This window comes from Myceligenerans indicum (genome assembly GCF_016742955.1).
Classification (GTDB): domain Bacteria; phylum Actinomycetota; class Actinomycetes; order Actinomycetales; family Cellulomonadaceae; genus Myceligenerans; species Myceligenerans indicum.
Genome location: NZ_JABBYC010000011.1, coordinates 42,495 through 61,854, shown reverse-complemented (window position 1 = coordinate 61,854; position 19,360 = coordinate 42,495). Strand labels below are relative to the sequence as shown.

Below are 19,360 nucleotides of genomic sequence, written 5' to 3'. Positions count from 1 at the left end.
TTCCAGGAGGCCGCGAGCGCCGGGCCGGCCGGGAAGGGTGAGCACGCGCTCCACATCGAGCATGGGGCCGACGCTACGAAGTCGCGGCACGCCCCGGGAAGTAACGCATCGACGCTCTTGCCTGGACGATCCGATGATCCTGCGGTCCGCCGCCGGCGAGCCCGCAGGGGTAGCCTCCGGGGATGCGCATCGGCGACGGCTTCCCCGGGCAGCGCCTGCGGGTGCTGCCGTCCGCCGTCGTGGGCGCGGCGTCGGACACGGGCCCCACCTCCCGGCTGCTGGTCACGGACGCCGGCTATTTTCCGCATGCCGCGAACCACGGCAGGAGCCGCGGCGAAGGCGCCGTCGGGACGATCGCCATCGTGTCCGTGGCGGGGTGCGGATGGTGCCGCACGCCGGGCGGCCTGCACCAGGTCGGGGCAGCTCAGGCCCTGGTCATCCCGGCCGGAGTACCCCACGAGTACTGGGCGGACGACGACGCCCCATGGACGATCTGGTGGATGCACGCCCGCGGCCCGGACGCGGGCGAGTTCGAGCGCGACCTCGCCCGGCACGCCGGACCGGACAACGTCGCCGTGGTCGAGGTGCACGACGTCGTCCGTGTGGTCGCCGACCTCGAACGCGTCGTGGCGGCCCTCGAGACCGACGACACCTACCCCAGCCTCCTGCGCTGCGCGGGCGCCGCCTGGTCGGTGCTCGCCCAGCTCGGGGCCGACGCCGCCGTCGGCAGCCCGGCACGCGGCGAACCGGTGCGTGCCGCGCAGGAATACCTGCGGACACACCTGGACGCCGTCGTCGAGGTGGGGGCGCTCGCCCGCCGGTTCGGCCTGAGCACGTCACACTTCTCCGCCCTCTTCCGCGCGGCGACCGGGGGCGGCGTCGTCGAATACCTCAAACGGCTGCGGATGGCCCGGGCGTGCGAACTGCTGATCACCACCGGGCTGCCGGTCGCCGACATCGCCCGCGCCGTCGGGTACGCCGACCCGTTCTACTTCTCACGGCAGTTCCGGAGCGTGCACGGGTGCAGCCCGAGCGAGTTTCGGGGGCGGGGGCGGTAGGGGTGTCGGAGGCCGTGGCGGGTGGGAGCTCGGAACCGTCTTCAGGCGACTCGCAGAACCACGGCAACTAGCTAGGCACTGTTCATGAGATCGCTCCGAGCGGAATGCACGAACTCACGGATCGCCGTGCGTGATCGATCGCGCCAAGCCACCAAGCGCTCATCGGACTGGTCCACGAGGGGCTCGTCCCCGGATCTGGACCTGCCAACCTCCTGAACCGCGTCAAGCGCCTCCCGCCTCAACGGACTCGGCCAGGCGGGGTCAGCGGCAGACCACGGGAACGCCGTGGGGTCCGGCCGGTCACGCGCTGATCGACCTCGCGCCGGTCACCGGCGGCTCGGCGGACCACGGGAAGGTGATCCACAGGTCGGTGTCCTTCCACGAGTAGTCGGGCTGGACGATCGTGCGCGGCTTGGTGAACAGCACCGCGGAACGGGCGTCGGCGCCCTGCTTCTCCAGCAGCTCCATGACCAGGGCGAGAGTGCGTCCGGAGTCGGCGACGTCGTCGACCACCAGGACCCTGGCGCCGGGGAGGTCGGAGGTGTCCATGAGCGGTGGCAGGACGCGCGGATCATCGAGCGTCTTGCCGATGTCCGTGTAGAACTCGATGTTGAGCGTGCCCACGCCCTTGGTGCCGAGTGCGTACGCCATGGCACCACCGGGCACCAGGCCGCCGCGCGCGACGGCGACCACCACCTCGGGCACGAACCCGCTGGCCACCACCTGATGCGCCAGGTCACGCACCGCGACGGGGAAGGTCTCCCAGGTGAGCACCTCGCGCTGGGGAAGCGCGTCGGCCCCGGGGGAAGGTAGTTCGGTCGACGTCATGGGAAAGACCCTACGAGACGTGGCGGGCGCGCGTCTCTTGCCCGCGGCGCGGAGAGGGCCCGGTCCGGCCCCCGACCCCGAGCCGCCCGCGACAAACGTCACCGCCCGAGCGGACTCGCTCCCGTCAGAGACTCGGCGATCCGGTCGAGCGACCCGGGCGTGATGGCGTAGTAGCCCCACTTGCCCCGCTGGGTGCGGGTGAGGAATCCGGCTTCGACCAGGATCTTCAGGTGGTGGCTGACGGTGGGCTGCGACAGGCCGACCGGTTCGGTCAGGTCGCAGACGCATGCCCCGCCGCCGTCGTGCGCGGCGATGATCGAGACGAGCTGGACGCGTGCGGGGTCGCTGAGCGCCTTGAAGGCGTGGGCGAGCTCGCGGGCGGGTTCCGGGTCGATGGCCTCGCGGACCATCGGCGCACAGCAGGCGCCGGAGGGGGGCGCCACCGTCGGGAGGAGTTCGCGCGTCGCGGTCATGCCCCCCATCTTGCCACGGATCGAAGTTTGTGGATATGTTGCTCACGTCATCGCATCGAAGTATGTCGATCTGAGGAGGACGGGATGACGAGTCTGCCTGTGGTGGTCGTCGGCGGGGGCCCGGTGGGCCTGGCCGCCGCCGCGCACCTGCTGGAGCGCGGCCTGGAACCGCTGGTCCTGGAAGCCGGCCAGGGGCCGGGCGCCGCCGTGGCGAGCTGGGGTCACGTGCGGCTGTTCTCCCCGTGGCGGTTCGACGTCGACGATGCCACCGCGCGTCTGCTGGCGCCCACAGGCTGGACAGCTCCCGACCCGGAATCGCTGCCCACGGGCAACGACCTGGTCGACGTCTACCTGACGCCGCTGGCCACCAAGACGCCCCTGGCCGACCGGATCCGCTACGGCACGCGGGTCGTCGCCGTCGCGCGCCAGGGCGCGGACCGCACGCGGTCCGTCGGGCGGGAGCGCCGCCCGTTCCTGGTCCGCACCGTCGAGCCGGGAGGGCAGGTGACCGACGTGCTGGCGCGCGCGGTCATCGACGCGTCGGGCACGTTCGGGCAGCCCAACCCGATCGGCACGGCCGGCCTGCCCGCGGTGGGCGAGACCGAGGCGGCCGGGTTCCTCACCGGGCCGCTGCCGGACGTGCTCGGACGGGACCGCGCCCGGTTCGCCGGGCGGCACACCCTGGTGGTGGGCATGGGGCACTCGGCGGCCAACACGCTGCTGTCCCTGGTCGAGCTCGCCGAGGCCGAGCCCGCCACGCGCATCACGTGGGCCATCCGCGGTGCGACCGCCCGCCGCCTGTACGGCGGTGGCGAGGCGGACGAGCTACCCGCCCGCGGGCTGCTCGGTACGCGGCTCCGTGCCGCGGTCGACGCGGGCCGCCTGGAGCTGGTGACGCGGGTGACCGTGGACAGGCTCGTGCCCGACGGCGACGTCGTGCACGTGACCGGCACGGGACGGCGAGACGGCGCCGACGGGGAGCTGGACCTCACCGTGAGCGCGATCGTGAACGCCACTGGGTTCCGGCCCGACCTCGCCATGCTGAGCGAGATCCGCCTGGACCTGGACGCGGTGGTGCAGGCGCCGGCGAAGCTGGCCCCGCTGATCGACCCGAACCTGCACTCCTGCGGGAGCGTGCCTCCGCACGGGGAGGCCGTGCTGGCGCACCCCGAGGAGGGCTTCTACCTGGCGGGCATGAAGTCCTACGGGCGTGCGCCGACGTTCCTGCTGGCCACCGGGTACGAGCAGGTCCGCTCGATCGCCGCCGCTCTGGCGGGGGACCAGTCGGCAGCGGACGCCGTCGAGCTCGCGCTCCCTGAGACCGGCGTCTGCTCCTCGGACCGGGCTCAGGACGCCGACGACGCGGCGAGCAGCGCGGCCGCGTGCTGCGGCACGGCGCCGGGGCCGGAGCTGGTGACGCTCGGGGTGGGTGCGCCTGCGGGCGCGGACGACGGCGGGGCCGGGGCCACGCGGCGGGACGCCGGATCCGGCGCGCCCGGCTCCGCCGGTCCGGAGGGCAGGGAGCCCGTCGTCGCCGGCGCGAAGGCCGGGTTCGCCACCGGGGTGGCACACGGCCGGTCGGGCGACCCGGTTGACTGATCCGGCCCGTCCCGGCCTCGCGGCGCCCCGGTCCGCACCGGGGCCCGCGGGGCCGGCACGCCTGGTCGCCGTGCTGGCGGTCACCCAGACGGTCGGGTACGGCGTGCTGACGTACGCGCTACCGGTCCTGCTGGTCCCGATGGCTGCGGACCTCGGGACGACGCCGGCCGTCGTGGCCGGCGCGGTGGCGGTGTCCGTGCTCGCCTCGGGCCTGGTCGCGATCCCCGTCGGACGGTGGCTCGACCGGCGCGGAGGACGCGCGCTGATGACCGCCGGGTCGGTGCTGGGCGTCGTCGTGGTGGCGGCGTGGTCGCAGGTGACGCAGGTGTGGCAGCTGTACGTGGTGCTCGGGCTGACCGGGGTGGCGCTGGCCGCCTCCACCTACGAGGCGGCGTTCGCCGTGCTGATCTCCCGCACCGCTCCCGCCCACCGGGATCGCGCCCTGCTCGCCGTGACGGTCGTGGCCGGGTTCGCCTCCAGCGTGTTCTTACCGCTGACGGGGCTGCTGTCGGAGAACTTCGGGTGGCGGACCGCCCTGCTGTGCCTGGCCGGGCTGCTCGCGCTGACGGCGGTGCCCGGCCACGCCCTGGCCGTCCCGACAGGCGCTGGGCAGCCGGGGCGGAGCCTCCGGCGTGGCCTGCCGCCCGCCGTGTCCGAACCGGGGTTCTGGCTGGCGACCGCGGCGTTCGTCGCGCACGCCGCCGCGGTCTCCGCGATGGGACTGCTCCTGGTCAGCCACCTGACGGGCGCCGGATGGGCGGTCACCACGGCGTCGGCGACCGCCGGGCTGCTCGGCATGCTGTCGGTGACCGGCCGCCTGCTGCTCACGGGGCTGTCCCGGCGATGGGGCATGGCCACGGTCACGGCCGTGGTGTTCGCCGTCCAGGGGCTGGGCGCCGTCCTGCTCCCGCACGCCGCGAGCCTCGCCGGGGCGGTGGCGTGCGTGGTCGCGTTCGGCGTCGGGTTCGGGGTGGCGACGATCGCCCGCCCGGCGATCCTCGCGGACCGCTACGGCACGGCCGGGTTCGCCACCACGGCCGCGGTCATGGTGGTGCCGCTGACGGTGGCCCGCGCCGGTGCCCCGCTGGGGGCCGCGGCCCTCGGGGATCCTGGCTTCCTGCCGGTGGTGGGGGTCTCGTGCTTCGTGGCGGCGGGGTTGCTGGGGGCGTTGCGGTTCGTGCGCCACCCCGCTCTTTCGGGATCCACGCCCGTCGCGGAACAGGGCGGGCCGGCGCGCGGCGGGTGACCATGGGGTCATGGTGCGAACGATGGGCGTCGACATGCCGATCGGGCTGCCCACCGGGACGGGCCGGGCAGGTGGCCGGCCCCGACGACGTGCTCGACGCCGCGGTCGCGTGCTGGTCCGCGCGACGCGTGGCCGCGGGAGACGCGGTCCGGTACCCGGACCCGCCGCAACGGCTCGACGGGATCGAGGCGGCGATCCATGCCTGAGCGCCGGAAACCTGAGCGCCGTCAAGCACGACGGGCGGGCGGGTGCGCCCGGGAGCTCAGGCTTCGCGGGCGAAGGCGATGCTCTCCTCGACCGCCGACAGCACGGCCTCCACCTCGGCCGCGTCCCGCGGGCCGTAGACCATGTACTCGGTGCCGAAGTCCTCGTACTGGTGCGCCTCGGCCCAGCCCAGCGCGACCAGTTCCTCGCCCCGAGCGTGCGGCAGCACCAAGTGGACGCTCGTGTCGGCGACCCCGTGCAGGTGGACGGGCTCCAGACGACGGCCGGGCGCGAGGTTCGTCCCGGGGGCGCGCTCCTGCTCCAGGTCGGTGAGGAACACGGCCCGTGACGACGCCGGGGACACCTGGCTGTGACCCTCTTGGACGCCGTCGAGCGCGAACACCCGGGCGACGAGCTCACCCCAGACGGCAGCAGACGACCGCTGGGTGAGCTGGCGATGCGGGCCCTGGTCGGAGGTCTGCGGGCGGTCGCCCGAGCGTTGTCTCGTGAGCACGCTCGGACCGTACAGCGGTGAGGTGGCAGGGAACGGGTCTTTTTCCTGCCTCTCCCAAGGCCACGGCGAGGCTCGCTCCGGTCGGCGGCGCGCCAGTCCGTCCGGAGCGACGACGAAGCCTGGTTCATCGGCCGGCAGCCTCCGGACGCTCAGCCTGCGCATCCGGGACGACGGGCGGCTCGGGTGGCCTCCTGGTGCGGAGCTGCCGACGAACCTCGGCCGCCGGGTACGGGACCGCCCGGCTCTCCCGCTGGAACCGGCGGTAGAACTCCCCCATCACCGCGGCGACCGGCGCGTCCCGCACGATGAGGTCCGCGAGCGCCGCCGGAATCCCGGTCGGGGGCACTCCCTGGGCGGACGAGCGCACGAACGCCCTGCGTTCGTCGGGGCCGTGTCCGTACAGGGCGACGGCCAGCCAGTTCACCAGGTGCGTGGCCGCGTAGCCGCGGTCGTAGTCGCGGTGGGCGTCGAGGAAGGCGGCCTCGTGCGGAGTGAGGTCGAAGCTGGAGGAGATCGCCAGTCCGTAGTCGGCGAGGTAGAGACGGTGGCCGTCGGTGAGGATGTTCTGGAAGTGGGCGTCGACGTGCAGCAGCCCGCGGGAGTTCATGAAGGAGATGCCGGCGTCCAGTTCGCGGTCGATCATGGCGCAGGCCTGCTCGGCGGCCTCGCCTCCGGCGTTGACCTGGGCGCCCAGCCAGTCGTGCAGGTTCTGCGGGATGTACTCCAGGAAGAGCACGAGGCTCGCCGAGGAGTCGCGCACGGCCTCGATCCGATGGCGGATCTGCGGCCCGCCGCCCCAGTAGGCGACGGCGTGGTCGACGTCGGCCAGTTCCTCGGGCAGTGGGTGGCCGCCGTCGGGCAGCACACGCCAGTGGTACATCAGCGGGAAGCCCTATGTGGCAGCCCAGGCGGCGACGCGGTAGCAGAACCCGTCCAGGTCTTCCTCCGCCCGCGCCAGCGCGGACCGCACGTCCCGCGGCGCGAAGCGCAGCACCGGGCGGGTCGAATCCTCGGCGTCCTGGGTGATCTTGACGATCCCGCCTGTCATGTGAGCCCCGCGTCCGGGTCGTGTCCGAGCCCGCAGCCAGGTCGGTCGCCGTCGAGCACCTCGAAGACCTCGGAGCGTTCGTCGATCGAGGAACAACGTCCCGGAAGAACCGTCTCTCCGGTGGTGAGGTCGGTGAACCGTAGGCCGCCCATCGCCATGGGCACGACGCCGTCCGGTCCGGTCGGTGGCAGCGCGCGGTCCATGTAGATGTCGCGAGTGGCGGCATCGTCACCGTTCTCATCCGTGTGGAACCGGTGCAGCATCTGGTGGACAGCGGTACCGACCTCGACGTCGGACAAACCCGCGTGCAGGGCCAGGTACCAGAAGCCTTCTCGGCGCACGACCGGCCACAGATCGAAGTTGTCGTCTCCCAGGACCTCGATCACCGGCTCGATCCGCAAGGCTGCCATGCGGGACACCGTGGCAGCAGACCGGCGCCATGGTCAACGGCAAAGGCGACGTCTCACGATCGCGGCACCCCCGGGGAAAGCGCAGGAGAACCCTCCCCCACAGTCGACCTCGGCCCCGAGAGCGTTGACGCCGGCGGCGGAGCGAGAGTGGCCATGGAGCGCAACGAGTAATGATCGTCGGAGCGGTCGCGTGACTGCCCGTGGTGCGCACTGAGTAGCCCTCTGCCCACGGCCGGATTCGGAAGGCAGCACGATATTGAGATGCTTCGAGGCGACGGCATGACGGGACGCCCGGCATTGGTCGCAGTCAGCGGCCCGCCCGGGGCAGGGAAGACGACCCTGGCGCGCGCCGTGGCCGAGGCGCTGGCCTGGCCGCTGGTCTGCCGGGACGAGATCAGGGAACGCCTGGCCGTCACGGGCTCGGACTCGACGGATCCGAACCTGAAGACCCTTGAGCTGTTCTTCCGCGAGATCGGTGAGCTTCTGACGGCGGGGAAGAGCGTCGTCGCAGAGGCAGCCTTCCAGGATCGGCTCTGGCGCCCGGGCCTGGAGCCTCTGACGGGTCTGGCTGGCATCCGCGTCGTGCGGAGCGTCGTCGACCCTGAGATCGCACGCGCACGCATCAGCCGCCGCGCCGTCGACGATCCCAGCCGTGCCGTCCACGCGGACGCCGAACTCCTGCGCAGGATCGCCGACGGGCAGCGGCCGATCGAGTCGTGGGTGCCCATCGCGCTCGACGTGCCCAGCCTGGTCGTGGACACCACGCGGGGGTACAGGCCGTCTCTGGGGCGGGTCGTCGAGTTCGGGGCGGGAGTGTCGGGGCGTAGGACGCTGTGTCTGGGATCCTCGGTATCGTGGGTGGTCATGAGCCTTTCGGACTACCTCGACATCACGGTCGCCGAGGCCGAGCGACAGTGGCGCGAAATCCTGTCCCGTCAGGGGGACTCGGAGAATCGCCCTCGAATCAATCACACGCCGGTTGAGACGCTTCTCGCCGGTGCGGTGCGCGTCGTGGCGAATGTCAGGGCGGGTGGTGGAGACGGCCGCACCTTCCCGTTTCCCGTACCGGAACTCGCACGGCTGTTTCGTCGCAAGCCCAATGGCGTTGCGTCCAAAGTTCAGAACCTCTCCGGCGTCCCTGGCCGGAACCGCGGCGCCACCACCGACATCGAACTTGGTCGACGCCTCGCCGCGGAGCCGAAGCTCGTCGCCACGACCTACCGCGTCGTCGTCACAGCAGCCCGAAACGTGGGCATCGGCACCGACCGCCTTTCCGACTTCCTCGGCCTGGAGCATGGCGGCTCGATGGTGCTGCTCGGGCAGGAGGAGATCGACGAGGCTGATCTGCAGACCGCTGTCGAGAGGGAGATGCGCCAACGCCTGATGGAGAACCTCGAGACCGACGGCGCTACCGAGCGTGCACTGATGCGGATGATCCGAGTCGGGCAGAGCGCGTTCGCTTCCGAGGTGCTACGCAACTACGGCGACGCGTGCGCTTTCTGCGGGTTCACGCTCGGCGACGGACGACGCCCCACCCTCCTTCGGGCCGGACACATCAAGCCGTGGCGCGACTCCAATCCCCGGGAGCGCCTTGATGTCGCCAATGGGATCGCGGCGTGCCCCACGCACGACGCTGCCTTCGACACAGGCCTGATGACGCTGGACACGGCTGCCAATCACTTGGTCGTTCGCTTCTCGCCGCGGCTTGCGGCAGCGGTGAACAATCATCCGGCGACCGCCTTCCAGTTCACTGGTGACGGCTTGCGGCAACGGATTGATCTGACGGTGCCTGTGGTCGCGCCCGAAGACAGGTATCTCGCCTGGCACCGGGAGCAGGTCTTCGGGTAGGGCCGTTGCGGGTGATGCCGGATGAGTAGCGCGCGTTCCGCCCGGTCGAACCAGTCGGCCGCTGTGTGAGTCGGCGCCTACGGGTCAGAGGTTGAACATGTGGGTTTGGGGTGCGGGACCGTTGGAATTCTGCGGTCTCTAGGGTAGCGGGGGGTGGGGCGTGCCTGCTGCGTGCCACTCCGAAGTAGGCCCTGATCTGCGGCCGGGAAACGACGACGTGGAGTTCCTTGACAGCAATCAGATAGGCACGCAGGAGAACACCCCTGTCAACCAGCGACGCGGCCCGTGGTCCACGGTACGCGAGCAAAGCTGCAGGGTGTAACCCCACAGCAGGCTATGCGCGATCCGCCGTCTGCACATAGCGTCAACGCATGTCTGCAACGGTTGCGGCCTCGTCGCCGTGGGATGAGCCGACAGTTAGCGCGCGTGCGCGCAAGCCGCGATCTCCGGCACGCCTGCTTGGGAGTTCCCACCGAATGGGGTGAATCATCCGGCTATCGCACGACACACGGAAGCAGTTCCGGGGAGTGTCAGTGAGCCCTGGCATCATCGGGTGCGGCTGCTATTCCGTCCGCAGAAGGGTAAGACGTGACAGTTCTGGTTCCTGGCGTCGGCGCGGGCTCGCTCCTGCAGAGCGAGTTGCTCGCAGAAGGCCGGTCGGTCCGCATCGGCGCGATCCACAGACTCGACTTCCACGAGGCTGTCGTGCTGACGCACGACCGTTGGAAGCACGAGGCCGGCGGCATCCCGCAGTATTCGTTCCTGCTGGCCACAGCGCAGAACATCAACGCCGCCGAAACGGACGACGACGAGGTGCTGCTGCTGCGCGTTGAGGGTACCGCCCAGCTCGCGATGGAGACCGAGTTGCACGCGGTTCGTGAGGAGGCGTTGCGGACCGCTCTCTCCAGCACGACGAGCCCTTCGCCCACGCAGGTCCTCGACGTGGACGTCGATCCGTTCACCCGGAACCGCATCTCGTTCACCGGCCTGCGTTGCAAGGTGCTGGGGACGTTCTACGAAGAGAACGTCAACGGCAACAAGATCCTCGAGTTCGGCGCCGACGTGGACAACTTCTACGCCGCTTCAACCTACCGAGTACTCAAGCCTGTCGGGGAGGGCTTGGCAGCGGTTGCGTCATATCTGAAGCCGTCCAAGGAAGCGCCTCTGCGAGTTCCGATCGGTGTGGTCAGGTTCTCCGCAACCCGTCGCCGTGCGCGGATGTCGGGCCAAGCTGCCTCGCCAGTAACCGTGAACATCCACGACTTCATCGGGCACAAGACCGCCCTGCTCGGTATGACGCGGATGGGTAAGTCGAACACCGCGAAGACAATCATTGCGCGGACCTTCATCGTCTCCGAACAGCAGCGCCAAGCTGGCGAAAATCCGATCGGACAGCTCATCTTCGATCCGCAGGGTGAGTACGCAAACCCGAACTCGCAGGACGGCACGGAGATTGCTGCCATCGGTGAGAAGCATGTATCGATCTACAAGTTCGGCGCCGATGGCAGCCAGCCGCATGTCAAGCCGTTGAATATCAACTTCTTCGCTGAGAACCAGATAGACGCAGTTCAGAACCTGATCACGGACCAGCTCGCTGACGAGAATGCTGGCTATGTAAAGGACTTCGCGGGCACGTCGTTCGCGGACGATCCGGCCTCCTCCTTCGGATCGGCAACGACTCATGCGGTTCGAGCGCGCTTCGTGCTCTACGGCGCCCTTCTGCGTGCTGGGTTCGAGGCTCCTGCCAACTACCGTGCGCGCCTGGTTATGAAGGGTGGCCTGCAGAAGAAGCTCGAAGAAAAGCTCGGTTCGAACCCGTTTCAGACTTCCTCCAGGGGCGCGCAGTACGTGAGCGTCGGCAAGGACGACATCCCGAGGGTCATCGAGGCGACCGTTGCGATGCGCGAGGCCGGCGACACAGATGCGGTCGACTTCACGAAGGATGTCCGCTGGAAGAGCGTCGAGCCGATCTTCACGACCAAGATGGACTCGCGCAACGTCCGTGGCTGGAGGAACCTCAACCCGCTCCGACCGTTCCACAGCCCGCTCACGCAGCAGAACCCTGCCGACGAGATTTATGACGAGCTCCTCGACGGACGCATTGTCATCGTCGACCTGCACATCGGTGCTCAAGACGTCACGACCCGGCTGAGCGAGGCAATCACCCGCCGGATCATGGCCCACCAGACCGAAGTCTTCACCTCAGGAAGCGACGTCAAACCGCCGCAGATCCAGATCATGCTTGAAGAGGCGCACAACCTCTTCGCTTCGGACAAGTACAAGGATGACACTGACGTGTGGGTCAAGCTCGCCAAGGAGGCGAGCAAGCTCCGACTTGGCATGACCTATGCGACCCAGGAAGTCTCTGGCGTGGCGCACCAGGTGAGGGCGAACACCGCGAACTGGGTTGTGGCGCACTTGAACAACACCAAGGAACTGACGGAACTGAGCCGCTTCTACGACTTCGGCTCCTTTGCGGACGCCATCCTGTCGTCCGAGGACCGCGGATACGTGCGCCTCAAGACGCTCTCGTCGCCCTTCATCGTGCCGGTTCAGATCGACCTGTATGACCCCGACCTGGTCAACGCCGCTCGGGCAGCGGCTGGCGACCCGCCTATCGCTGGGCCGGCCCTGACGCTCCTCGACGGCGGTCAGTGATGCCGTATCAGAACATCGTCGGCGGGCATGAGGTCGCATCCCGGCTGAGCCACAGCACCGCCGCCGTGAAGGCGATCTCGGACACCCGCACGTTCTACGTCCCCGCTGAGGTACTCCGCGACGTCGAAGCGATCCGCAAGAGCATCCGACCCCGTTCGGACTTCGTGCGCGATGATGGCGCAGACATCGACGCGGCACTCGCGATCGACGGTTCCTACATGGTCGAACCGATCCGCGACGGACTGCCGTCTGTGCAGTACGGCTTCGCGCAGGCCGCCGCTGCATTCGTCGATCTTGGAGTGATGGAGACGCAGCGCGCGGAGCGATTCATCGACCCAAGCGAGATCGAGCGCGCGGTGGCCACCGCGCTGGTGACCTTGGACCTGCCAGCGGCAGGCGCGTACACGCGCCAGGGCATCGATATCCAGACGTCGTGGCGTGAAGCGATCGACGGCGTCTTTCGCACAAAACTCGTCGAGGTGAACCGTCTGAATCAGACTCTCCTCGACCTGCTGTTCCTTCTTCACGGTAGGCCCGATGCGCCGGCACAGACCGTACCGGCCGGCTGTCCTGCCGACGGATGCGGCGTCGACCTCGAGGTCCCACGTGCAGGGATGGACTGCTCGAATTGCTCGGCGCGGGTGTATCCGACCGACGTGCTGCGGATCCACGAGGAGGTCTCGGAGGACGGCACAAACCAAAGCGCGCTCGGCCGCCTGATGTCGGTGGTCGAACTTCTCGTGCTTGTGGGACTGGCGACGCTCCTGTGGAACGAGTCTCGCAACGAGGTGTTCTCCCGAACACTCTTCATCGTCGATGGCCCCCTGGCGGTGTATGGCCCGCCAGCCAAGCTGCGCGCCCGCGCACTGAGCTACTTCCAGGCGATGGCTGCTGCGACCCAAGGGCTGGCACCGTTCATCTGCGGCATCGAGAAGTCCGGGCTCATGGTGGACTACGCCAGACAACTCGCCCGTCACGATGTCCTCAAGCCGGGGGACCTGCTGGTGTGCGACGGGCCGGTCATCGAGCGCATAGCCAACACCAAGGACGTCCTGCGGTACGGCAAGGAGACCTACTGGGGCCGCAAGTTCGTCTACCGGGCGCTTGACGGTCGGGTCGTCGTGCCAACGGTGATGCCTCCCGTCGGGGCGCCTTATGACTCCGATGGTGGCTTGCCCGAACCCGAGCACTACCCGACTCTGGCAGCGATCTTGGACGTGATTGATCGAACTGGCTCCTCGATGTACGTCGACGGGATCATCCCGGTGGCGGCCGCGCACGGAAAGGCAGCCTTCCCGATCGGCGTCGGCACCGACGTCCTGCGACTGGTCGCCAGGACGCGCCTCGGGCTGGACACATCAACCCCACGTCCCGATGTAGCGTGGGGCCCGTGACCGTTCTTGCAGATGAGAGGGACTCTAAACCGGTCGGTTCCGCCGTTGCGGGGCCGACCGGCTTAGTGCCGCCCGAGCCCGAGATCCGCAAGATTAAGGCCGACCCTGGCGCCATCACTCACCCGCTCGCTGCAGGCCGGTATCAAAGCCCGTTGCGGTATCCAGGAGCCAAGACTGGGCTCTCGAGCGTCATCGGGGAACTCATAGACGCTGCGCGCGGCGCCGCGGAGATCCGAAACGTCGATCTCTTGGTAGAGCCGTTCGCCGGCGGCGCATCAACGTCGCTGCGTCTCGTCGGCGACGGGACCGTCGAGCGTGCGCTCCTGGCCGACGCCGATCCCATGGTTGCGGCGTTCTGGAGGGTCGCCGCAGCGCGGACCGACGAACTCGTGTCACGTATTTCCGATGAACACGCACAGTTCGTTGAGCCTGGTGGGACTGTTGCGCTCAGTCGTTGGGACTACTGGCGCGCATGGGAGCCCGCCGCGGGGATGAGTCGCAAGGCTAGGGAACTTGAGCTGGCGGTCAAATGTCTGTTCCTGAACCGGACGACCTTCTCTGGCATCCTTCACGGGCAGGCGGGGCCCATCGGCGGCCGCGCCCAGAAATCGGACTACACCATCGGATGCCGGTTCAACCTTGCCTCCATCAAGGAACGGCTTGAGTACGTAGGCCACCTCTACGACGCCGGCCGCATCGTCGATGTCTGGTGCGGCGACTGGAAGGCGACGCTCACCGAAGTCGTATCCAACTACAAGACCCTGATTCCGAATCGGGTTGTCGCGTACCTCGATCCTCCATATCTCTCGAAGTCGGGCAAGCTCTACCGCAAGTCGTTCGATGTCGATCCGAGCCGCCTCGGAAGGGATTTGGAGTGGACGGCAGGACTGCAGCACGAAGCGCTGGCGCAGTATCTCCGCACGGAGATGCGTTACCGGTGGATCCTGTCCTACGACTTTGACTCTGCACTCATGACAGACCCCGCGTACTACAGTGCGGCGCAAATGCATCCGACTGCCGACGCTCGGCAGAACGAGGGGGTCAAGCAGTGGCGTATTTCAAAACGTGTGGTCCAGCTGAACTACACCGCTTCGTCACGAAAAGGACGCGGAGCGGCACGCGAGCTCTTGATGACAACCCTGCCGCCAGCATCGGTTCCAATCAATGGACGCCTCAGCGCGGTCGATCCAAAAGACATGACGCCACCCACGATTCCTTGCAGGGACGATCAGATTTAGCTGAGGTTCCTGTCCGCGGCCGCCTGGCCTGACTTGGGTCACCTCTATCCACAGCGGCAATGTCCACGGCGGTGACCTGGGCTGACGCTCCGGGTTCTGTGGAATTAGTGCCTGAGTAGGGCACTAAACAGCTCCCTCGCCGGCGGGACAGCTCCCACAGACGCGGCCTACTTTGGGAGCGAATGGTGTGCGATGAGTCCGTTGCGCCTCGTCGACGGAGGTAGAGGCGGGATATCGCGGCATTGTCGAAACGTCGCCCATGCTCATCCGCGGCCGGTCTGGCAGGGTCGCCTGCCCGCAGATCCCTCGATCCAGCATGAAGCGCCATCGTCCGCCTGTATAAAACCTGGCTGGCGACGCGCCAAGCCATTTGACCCAAGTCAGGCCTGGTGGCGACTCTGCGCCTTGGCAGAGTTAGACCCTGTCGGTAGATTCACGAGATGCTGAAGTGGGAACCCCTATTCACCGCGGCGGTTCGTTGACCGGCTGGAATTCATCGCCCTGATGCTGCACGACGCGCCTTCCGGCTGTCGGCCGGGACGTCGCGACAGAGTTCGGCGAGGTCGCACTTCCCACACTTGTCGTTCCACACCGGCAGCCGCGGCAGGTCGTTCTCACGGAGCGAGTCGCCTGCATTCTTAATCCGCCCGCGAACCTCGACGAGCAGCGGGTCCTCCACGAGTTCACGGATGGTCTTGCCCTGCTCGTCGAGGTTGAGCACCTCGACCAGGTCGGCCCGCTCGCCGCTGAGTTCCTCGTACCCGACTGCGTAGACATGCAGTTGGTCGCGGGTCACGTCCTCGTCCTGGGCGCGTGCCGTCGACTTGAAGTCAACGATCGCCAGCTCGTCCTTGTCGAGGCGACGGACGAGGTCGATACGGCCGTCGACTGTGATCCCGGGTGCGACGTGCACTTGGATCTGCTTCTCGCTGTGGACTGTGCGCGCAAGGTCGTCTTGGTGATCGGTGAGGTACCGACCGACCGACTCGACGGCAGCCTTGCGCAGTGCGTCACGTAGAGCTGGGTAGGCGTAGGGCGTGTGCAAGTGCCGTTCCACGAGTTCGGCCGCCTCGGTCGGGCTAACAATATCGTCGGCGAGCGCGCGCTTGTGAGCCTCGGCGAGCGCGTCGTGGAGGCCCTTGCCGTAGCCGAGCGCTTCGTGAATCGGCGGGTTGAAGCCGTAGAGGAACCGGAGCTTGAACTGGTACGGGCACTCGAACAGGTACTTGAGCTCCGAGAACGACAGCGTGACGTTGGGGATCTCGCGCTTCGCGTGGGGCGTCAGTCTCGTCCCGCGGACGCCGGGGTCGCGGGTGAGGAACCACTTCTGCCTGGTGCAGTGGTCGAAGAACAGTGAACGACGGCGGTAAAGCCGGTTGGACGGCACAGGTGAGTAGGAGACGAACAGGTACTTCTGCGCCCGTGTCACGGCGACGTAGAAGAGTCGGGTCTCGTCCTCGACGGTCCCTCGATAGCGGTCTGGGCTGGAGACGGCGGTATCGGGGATCACGTGGAAGAGGCCGACCCCGCCCTGACGCTTGGCCGGGAACCTGTTGCTTCGCAGGCACGGCACGAAGACGGCCGGCCACTGCATGCCCTTGGCCTGGTGAACCGTCGAGATCACCACGGCGTCGGGCATTGCGTAGCCGGCGTCGGCGTCCGCATCGGCGTAGTAGCTCGGCGCTTGGTCGGGGAAGGTGAGCCAGTCGGCGAACTGCTGGTACTTCTGTTCGGGGTCGGTGTTGAAGTAAATCGCCTCGAAGTCGGAGATCGCCTGGCTGAACTTCCCGAGCTGGTAGAAGACCAGTTCGGCACGTTCAGGCTTACCGGGGACTGTCTCCTCGCGGAGCTCCAGCGCTTCGAGGAACTCGAGATAGAGGCGCTGGATGTTGTAGACGCCCCACCGGTCGCCTCGTCCGAAGTCGCGACCCTCGTTGAGTACGGCCATGGCGTCCGCCCAGTTGCCGGTGGGTGGCAGGAGGTGAGCGTCGATGAAGCGCTGGCGAAGGGCAGGCTCGTCGAGCCTGCCCGCCATGAACTCGAAGACCCCAACAATCGCCTGAATCTCCGGGCTCTCGAACAGTCGATTGAGGCCCTTGATCACGTAGGGGATGTCCCGTTTGCGCATCTCCTCGACGAGCTCGCCGGCGTCGGCCTTGACTGAGCGGAAGAGGACGGCGAAGTCCGACCAAGACAGGCCTCGTGGCTCTGACGAGATCGCGTCCTGGAACGCAAGTCCGTGCATCGCCTGGATGCGCTCGCAGATCCAGGCGGCCTCGGATTGCGGGTCGGGGAAGTCGACCGCGAGCAGATCACCTCGTTCGAACTGCTGGTGTCCGGACGCCACCATGGCTTTAGGCAGTCGGTTCCCCAGCTGGATCAGCTCAGCGACCGACCGGCCGACCTCGACGACGCCCTCGCTCGAACGGAAGTTGTCGTCGAGAGTCACCTGCCGAACACCGGAGTAGCGGTCCCAGAAGGTGACGATGTTGCTGACTTCGCTCCCGCGCCATTGGTAGATGGTCTGGTCGTCGTCGCCAACGACGCAGAGGTTCGCACCGAACTGCGTGAGCCCCCGAACGAGCCGCTCTTGGAGCGGGTTGACGTCCTGGTACTCGTCGACGACGACGTAGTGAATGTCATCGCGAATGTGACCCTGGATCAGTGCCGCAGCGGCGTCCTGGCTCGGGTCGCCCTCCAGGAGCTGCACCGCGAGATTGATCATCTCGGTGAAGTCGAAGTAGGCGTTGCCGTAGAGGAGCTGCATGTAGTCCCAGTGCGCCTTGAGCACGCCGTTGGGCACCAAGTCCTCGTCCACGGCGTCTTCCCGAAGGACGGTCGTGACCTGCATGTAGAGCTTTGAGTGGATGTAGCGGCGCAGCCGCGGTGTGCTTGTCAGCGACGTCGGGCACTCGGTTAGTCCCGACTTGCGGCTGTTCCTGTCGACGAAGAGCCGCGCGGTGATGTCCGTGAGCACGGAGAACTTGAACGTCTCGGGCACGAGCCTCTGCACGAGGTCTAGTGCGTAGCCGTGCATGGTGCCGATGTACATCTCGGCAATGCCTTGGGTGCTCACGCCCTCGGCTTCGAGGACCGACAGGATGCGCTCCTTAAGCTCCGCGGCCGCCTTCTCAGTGAACGTGAACGCGATCAGGTTCGCGGGCTTGACCCCGGGCTGGGACAGGATCGCCGCGATCCGCTGTGAGATCACCTGAGTCTTGCCGGACCCGGCGCAAGCGATGATCTGCAGCGGCTCGTCAAGGCAGGCGATCGCCTCGGCCTGGGCTGCGGTGTAGTTGGTCATGCTCGTGGCACTCCCCCGTAGTCAGACTCGATCTGGTGGGTGATCAGGGATCGGAACCGTGCGTGGACCGGCGGGGATGGATCAACCACCTTGAGGGCCGGTTCGTCGCGGCCGCGCATCACTCCGGCGCGGATGAGAGTGCGGACCTCGATGTCGTCCGGCGGTAGTGAGTACCCAGCGATCTCGACCCTGTCGGCGCGGCCGAGCGCCGCATATGCGTCACGCCACACTGCCTGGAGTGGCCCGAGCTCGTCCTGCTTCCCAGTGACCATCGTGACGATCCACGGCTCGTAAGTCCTACTCGAGACTCGGCTCCACATGTCTCCGAGGTACGCACGTATCCGAACCAGCTGGTCGACGTCGCCTTCGAGACTGGGAAGTGCCACACGGTACTGTCGGCCGGCCGTCTGAAGCTCGGTGAGGGACGCATAGTCAGTATGGTCGTAGCTCCGTTTGACCGTCCGGTTCGATGTCCAGTCCACGGAGCCGTGGAGCTTAAGGAGCGTGACTCCCGAGGTCGAAAACCTCCCGCTCTCGCGCGACCGACGGAGCGGCACTTCCCTGAGTTCCGCGTGACGTTCGACGAGCGGGTCCCAATTCGTCGTGACGATGACGTGACCCGGCTGAACAGCTTCGGTCAGGTAGGGATGCTTCCGGAGCTTGACGCCGTCGACCTCCTTCGTCCGCGTGATCAGAAGGTGAGCGATGGCCCGCTTGAGCTCGCGGAGAAGGGTCTGGCTGTCCTTGAGCCCTGTGCCCGGCCAGCCTTGTCCCACACCGACGAATGCGCTGAGTGACGAGAAGAAGTCCACGACGTCAGGCTGATAGTGGTCGTAGGTGGCGTCGGGATACAGGAACTTGTATGCCGCTCGAAGCCGTGCGCTGAGCTGTGGGCGCAGTGCAGTCTCGAGCTCCTTCAAAAGCGCGGGCGTGTTCGGGAGCCCGAAGGCACTGGACAGTCCCGCTCCGAAGAACCAGACCTTCGTGTCACGGGGCGGCTCCGGAGCTGGCATATCACACCACCTCGAAGACCTTCATGACCTCGTCGCCGTAGTCGTTGATGACCTTGATCGCAATCTTGCCCGTCTCGGGCTTAGCGAACGGACGTGAGGTCGTCTGGTAGAGCGATGCCCAGGCGTCCTCGTCGATGTCGGATTTTAGGGCCGTCTTGAGCCGCTTGTACGGGTCGTTGCCGCCCGTGAAGTAGCAGTGGCGGACGAAGAATGACTCCTCGTTGTAGTTGGTGTCAATGATCCAGAGCGCGGCCTCGCGCTGGGCGAAGATCACCCGGTGGGTGAGGTCGAAGTCGAAGCCCTCCTGCTCGAACGCCTTGCCCTTCTTCGTCACCGCGATAGGGATTAACGACTCGCTCGGGCGGCGACCGTCACGAACCTCGCCTGTCGGGCCCTGCGGGCCGATCACGTAGTGGCGGTCAGGCTGCTCGTAGGGAGAGTTCAGGATCGGGTTGTCGATCGACGTCACTCTCGCTCCTTGTCGGCGTGGCTACCTGCGCAGGTGCAACCCTACCGACCCTGGCC

Annotated in this window: 17 protein-coding genes; 8 read left to right on the top strand and 9 right to left on the bottom strand. The window is 67.6% G+C overall.

Annotated elements, in window-relative coordinates; translation table 11 throughout:
* Positions 1-182 precede the first annotated feature (182 nt).
* Entirely contained in the window at positions 183-1,058 is an 876-nt protein-coding gene (locus HGK34_RS08995; RefSeq protein WP_201846310.1) for a helix-turn-helix domain-containing protein, read from the top strand.
* A 300-nt stretch (positions 1,059-1,358) separates the two neighbouring features.
* On the opposite strand, the gene HGK34_RS08990 is transcribed toward HGK34_RS08995, so the two are convergent.
* Both HGK34_RS08990 and HGK34_RS08985 read right to left on the bottom strand, forming a co-directional pair.
* Positions 1,359-1,886 (bottom strand): phosphoribosyltransferase, encoded by a 528-nt coding sequence (locus HGK34_RS08990; protein WP_201846308.1) that lies wholly within the window; start codon positions 1,884-1,886, stop codon positions 1,359-1,361.
* 98 nt (positions 1,887-1,984) lie between these two features.
* Entirely contained in the window at positions 1,985-2,359 is a 375-nt protein-coding gene (locus HGK34_RS08985; protein WP_244666561.1) for an ArsR/SmtB family transcription factor, read from the bottom strand.
* Positions 2,360-2,443: 84 nt separating this feature from the next.
* Between HGK34_RS08985 and HGK34_RS08980 the strand changes: the two genes are divergently transcribed.
* From HGK34_RS08980 to HGK34_RS08970, 3 genes are all read left to right on the top strand, one after another.
* Positions 2,444-3,958, top strand: a complete 1,515-nt coding sequence (locus tag HGK34_RS08980) for an NAD(P)-binding domain-containing protein (RefSeq protein WP_201846305.1) — start codon at positions 2,444-2,446, stop codon at positions 3,956-3,958.
* A complete protein-coding gene (locus tag HGK34_RS08975) occupies positions 3,951-5,204 on the top strand; it encodes an MFS transporter (protein ID WP_201846303.1) in 1,254 nt (417 codons plus the stop codon). Before HGK34_RS08980 ends, HGK34_RS08975 begins: the two co-directional genes overlap by 8 nt.
* A 71-nt stretch (positions 5,205-5,275) precedes the next feature.
* A complete protein-coding gene (locus tag HGK34_RS08970; protein WP_201846300.1) occupies positions 5,276-5,410 on the top strand; it encodes a DUF429 domain-containing protein in 135 nt (44 codons plus the stop codon).
* A gap of 56 nt (positions 5,411-5,466) precedes the next feature.
* Here HGK34_RS08970 and HGK34_RS08965 read toward each other — a convergent pair whose 3' ends face one another.
* The 4 genes from HGK34_RS08965 to HGK34_RS08950 form a co-directional block, all read right to left on the bottom strand.
* Complete coding sequence (locus tag HGK34_RS08965) at positions 5,467-5,922, bottom strand: luciferase domain-containing protein (RefSeq protein ID WP_207193326.1); 456 nt, start codon at positions 5,920-5,922, stop codon at positions 5,467-5,469.
* 124 nt (positions 5,923-6,046) lie between these two features.
* Positions 6,047-6,802: a protein kinase family protein gene (locus HGK34_RS08960; protein WP_201846299.1), complete on the bottom strand. Its 756-nt coding sequence runs from the start codon at positions 6,800-6,802 to the stop codon at positions 6,047-6,049.
* Between the two features lie 12 nt (positions 6,803-6,814).
* Positions 6,815-6,970 carry a hypothetical protein gene (locus HGK34_RS08955; RefSeq protein ID WP_201846297.1) on the bottom strand — a complete coding sequence of 52 codons (156 nt, stop codon included), beginning with the start codon at positions 6,968-6,970 and terminating at the stop codon, positions 6,815-6,817.
* A complete protein-coding gene (locus HGK34_RS08950; protein ID WP_201846295.1) occupies positions 6,967-7,380 on the bottom strand; it encodes a hypothetical protein in 414 nt (137 codons plus the stop codon). The genes HGK34_RS08955 and HGK34_RS08950 overlap by 4 nt, the downstream gene beginning before the upstream one ends.
* Positions 7,381-7,641: 261 nt before the next feature.
* On the opposite strand from HGK34_RS08950, the gene HGK34_RS08945 reads away from it, so the two are divergent.
* From HGK34_RS08945 to HGK34_RS08930, 4 genes are all read left to right on the top strand, one after another.
* Complete coding sequence (locus HGK34_RS08945) at positions 7,642-9,228, top strand: AAA family ATPase (RefSeq protein ID WP_201846293.1); 1,587 nt, start codon at positions 7,642-7,644, stop codon at positions 9,226-9,228.
* A 588-nt stretch (positions 9,229-9,816) separates the two neighbouring features.
* Complete coding sequence (locus HGK34_RS08940; RefSeq protein ID WP_201846291.1) at positions 9,817-11,886, top strand: helicase HerA domain-containing protein; 2,070 nt, start codon at positions 9,817-9,819, stop codon at positions 11,884-11,886.
* Positions 11,886-13,280, top strand: a complete 1,395-nt coding sequence (locus tag HGK34_RS08935) for a hypothetical protein (protein ID WP_201846283.1) — start codon at positions 11,886-11,888, stop codon at positions 13,278-13,280. The genes HGK34_RS08940 and HGK34_RS08935 overlap by 1 nt, the downstream gene beginning before the upstream one ends.
* Entirely contained in the window at positions 13,277-14,518 is a 1,242-nt protein-coding gene (locus HGK34_RS08930) for a DNA adenine methylase (RefSeq protein WP_201846281.1), read from the top strand. The genes HGK34_RS08935 and HGK34_RS08930 overlap by 4 nt, the downstream gene beginning before the upstream one ends.
* Positions 14,519-15,011: 493 nt before the next feature.
* Here HGK34_RS08930 and HGK34_RS08925 read toward each other — a convergent pair whose 3' ends face one another.
* The 3 genes from HGK34_RS08925 to HGK34_RS22620 are packed head-to-tail and all read right to left on the bottom strand — an operon-like array spanning position 15,012 to position 19,304.
* The gene (locus HGK34_RS08925; RefSeq protein ID WP_201846279.1) at positions 15,012-17,822 is read right to left on the bottom strand and encodes an ATP-dependent helicase; all 2,811 of its coding nucleotides are present in this window, start codon (positions 17,820-17,822) and stop codon (positions 15,012-15,014) included.
* Positions 17,819-18,835 carry an SIR2 family protein gene (locus HGK34_RS08920; protein WP_201846277.1) on the bottom strand — a complete coding sequence of 339 codons (1,017 nt, stop codon included), beginning with the start codon at positions 18,833-18,835 and terminating at the stop codon, positions 17,819-17,821. The genes HGK34_RS08925 and HGK34_RS08920 overlap by 4 nt, the downstream gene beginning before the upstream one ends.
* A 1-nt stretch (position 18,836) precedes the next feature.
* Complete coding sequence (locus HGK34_RS22620) at positions 18,837-19,304, bottom strand: hypothetical protein (protein WP_244666559.1); 468 nt, start codon at positions 19,302-19,304, stop codon at positions 18,837-18,839.
* Between the last annotated feature and the right edge of the window lie 56 nt (positions 19,305-19,360).

Excerpts from the sequence above, each read along its gene's own strand:
- HGK34_RS08995 (WP_201846310.1), top strand. The coding sequence starts at position 183 with ATGCGCATCGGCGACGGCTTCCCCGGGCAGCGCCTGCGGGTGCTGCCG.
- HGK34_RS08990 (WP_201846308.1), bottom strand. The coding sequence starts at position 1,886 with ATGACGTCGACCGAACTACCTTCCCCCGGGGCCGACGCGCTTCCCCAG.
- HGK34_RS08985 (WP_244666561.1), bottom strand. The coding sequence starts at position 2,359 with ATGACCGCGACGCGCGAACTCCTCCCGACGGTGGCGCCCCCCTCCGGC.
- HGK34_RS08980 (WP_201846305.1), top strand. The coding sequence starts at position 2,444 with ATGACGAGTCTGCCTGTGGTGGTCGTCGGCGGGGGCCCGGTGGGCCTG.
- HGK34_RS08960 (WP_201846299.1), bottom strand. The coding sequence starts at position 6,802 with ATGTACCACTGGCGTGTGCTGCCCGACGGCGGCCACCCACTGCCCGAG.
- HGK34_RS08955 (WP_201846297.1), bottom strand. The coding sequence starts at position 6,970 with ATGACAGGCGGGATCGTCAAGATCACCCAGGACGCCGAGGATTCGACC.
- HGK34_RS08950 (WP_201846295.1), bottom strand. The coding sequence starts at position 7,380 with ATGGCAGCCTTGCGGATCGAGCCGGTGATCGAGGTCCTGGGAGACGAC.
- HGK34_RS08945 (WP_201846293.1), top strand. The coding sequence starts at position 7,642 with ATGCTTCGAGGCGACGGCATGACGGGACGCCCGGCATTGGTCGCAGTC.
- HGK34_RS08935 (WP_201846283.1), top strand. The coding sequence starts at position 11,886 with ATGCCGTATCAGAACATCGTCGGCGGGCATGAGGTCGCATCCCGGCTG.
- HGK34_RS08925 (WP_201846279.1), bottom strand. The coding sequence starts at position 17,822 with ATGACCAACTACACCGCAGCCCAGGCCGAGGCGATCGCCTGCCTTGAC.
- HGK34_RS08920 (WP_201846277.1), bottom strand. The coding sequence starts at position 18,835 with ATGCCAGCTCCGGAGCCGCCCCGTGACACGAAGGTCTGGTTCTTCGGA.